This window comes from Luteibacter sp. P4_E6, assembly GCF_056401535.1.
The window spans coordinates 1-2,317 of sequence record NZ_JBFUJE010000580.1 but is presented as its reverse complement, the minus strand read 5'-3'; the positions used below and the strand labels follow the sequence as shown (position 1 = coordinate 2,317).

Here is a 2,317-nt window from a genome sequence, read left to right as displayed (position 1 = left end):
CTGTTCGGCTCGGTCATGCAGAACTTCTTCGCCCGGTACGTTTCGTTGAACTCCTTCACCGAGACCGTGCTGCATACCCATGAACGCAACGAGGTAGCACGGTGGACGGCTCGCTCCGGCACGCGCCCGATTCTTTAGGGCTGCTCGACGCGCTGCGTGCCGACCCGTCGTCGTTCGACTGGTTCGAGGCGTTGCGGCGGGTTGAGTGCGTCTATGCCGACCATCCAAGGCTCGGCCATTCCGTGCGTCCGGCGGACGACGCTGTGCGCCTCGCGCACACGCCGTCGCTCGGGTTTGCCGCGCGAACGATCGATCGCGTCGAGACCGATGGTGAACGACCGCCGCGAATCCACAGCCTGATGCTGGGCCTGTGGGGTCCCAACGGCGCCTTGCCCTTGCACCTCACCGAATACACCCTGGAGCGTGAGCGACTGGCGCGCGACGGCACGTTCACCGCCTTCGCCGATGTGTTCCATCACCGCATGCTCAGCCTGTTTTATCGGGCGTGGGCCGACGCGCAACCGACGGTGCAGATGGATCGACCCGGGGACGATGCCTTCGCGCACTTCCTCGGCGCGCTGGTGGGTATCGACAGTCCGTCGCTGGCTGGACGCGACGCACTACCGGACCGGTTCCGCCGATACATGGCCGGGCGCCTCGTCGCCCAGGCGAGGAATGCCGAAGGCCTCGTGGCCCTGCTTGCTGCCTTCTTCGACGTGCCCGTGAATCTTGAAGAATTCGCGGTGACGTGGCTGACCCTGCCTGACGACGGGCGGCTGCGCATGGGTGCCGCCATGGCGGGCCTGGGCACGACGTCGGTGCTCGGCGCCGCCGTGCGCGCCGCGCAGCACCGCTTTCGTATCCGGCTGGGGCCGATGGCGTTTGCTGATTACCGGCGCTTCCTGCCCGGCGGAGAAGCCCTCGCTGAGTTGCTCGCCGCTGTGCGCTTCTACGTCGGCGACGGGCTCGACTGGGACGTTCAACTGGTGCTGCGCCGCGACGAGGTGCCTCTCACGCACCTGGGACGCGGCAGCCGCATGGGCCTGTCCGCGTGGATGGGCCGTTACGGCGGCCCGGGAGACGCCGACGACCTCGTCCTGCAACCCCTTTCCCTTCCGAATCGATCGAGGACGTCATCGTGACCGATATCAGCCGTACCGCCCTGTTCGGTAAGCTCAACACCGTGGCCTATAAAGCCATCGAGGGCGCCACCGTCGCCTGTCGCCTGCGCGGACATCGCGAGGTCGAACTGGTGCACTGGCTGCAGCAGATCCTGCAGATGGGTGATTCCGATCTGCACCGCATCGTCCGCCACGTGGGGATCGACCCTTCGCGCCTCGCGCGCGACGTAAGCGATGCGCTGGAACGGCTGCCCGGTGGTGCTTCCGCGGTCAGCGATCTTTCCGCTGATATCGAGGAGGCCGTGGAGCGCGGCTGGGTGTACGCCACGCTGAGTTTCGGCGAGGCACAGGTGCGCACGGGTTACCTTCTCGCCGGCATCGTACGCACGCGTCGCCTGCGCCACGTCCTGGTAGGGATTTCGAACGAGTTCGCGAGCCTCCGCGCGGAGGGACTCATCGAAGAGCTTCCCGGCATGATCGCGGGATCACCAGAGGAGCGCCTCGCTGCATCCGATGGCTTCCGCATGGGTAATGCTGCCGGGCCCGGATTCGATTCGCCCGCACCGGCGCAGTTGGGTAAGCGGGAGGGGCTGCAGCGTTACACCGTGGACCTCACTGCGCAGGCACGGGAGGGAAAGATCGATCCCGTCGTCGGTCGCGACGACGAGATCCGCCAGGTCGTCGACATCCTCATGCGTCGCCGGCAGAACAACCCCATGCTGGTGGGCGAGGCCGGCGTCGGCAAGACCGCGATCGCCGAAGGTCTCGCACAGCGCATCGTCGCCGGTGATGTGCCACCAGCACTGCGCGAGGTGGAACTACGCGTGCTGGACGTTGGCCTGCTGCAGGCCGGCGCGAGCATGAAGGGTGAATTCGAGAGCCGCCTGCGCCAGGTGGTCGACGAGGTGCAGGCGTCGGCGACGCCGGTCATCCTGTTCATCGACGAGGCGCACACGCTGGTCGGGGCCGGTGGCACAGCTGGCACGGGCGATGCCGCCAACCTGCTGAAGCCCACCCTCGCGCGCGGCACGCTGCGTACGATCGGCGCCACCACCTGGGCCGAATACAAGAAGCACATCGAGAAGGATCCTGCGCTCACCCGGCGCTTCCAGACCGTGCAGGTCGGCGAGCCCGACGAGGCGAAGGCGGTGCTGATGCTGCGCACCGTGGCCGGCGTGATGGAGACGCATCATGGC

3 protein-coding genes are annotated in these 2,317 nt (G+C 67.2%); all 3 read left to right on the top strand.

Annotated elements, in window-relative coordinates:
- The coding region (locus tag AC1DT2_RS21020; RefSeq protein ID WP_477298501.1) for a type VI secretion system baseplate subunit TssF at positions 1 to 138 on the top strand (138 nt) is incomplete at its 5' end.
- Entirely contained in the window at positions 102 to 1,142 is a 1,041-nt protein-coding gene (gene tssG / locus AC1DT2_RS21015) for a type VI secretion system baseplate subunit TssG (protein ID WP_477298500.1), read from the top strand. The genes AC1DT2_RS21020 and tssG, both read left to right, overlap by 37 nt.
- Positions 1,139 to 2,317 (top strand): AAA family ATPase (locus AC1DT2_RS21010; protein WP_477298499.1); only part of this gene is annotated, 1,179 nt, incomplete at its 3' end. The genes tssG and AC1DT2_RS21010, both read left to right, overlap by 4 nt.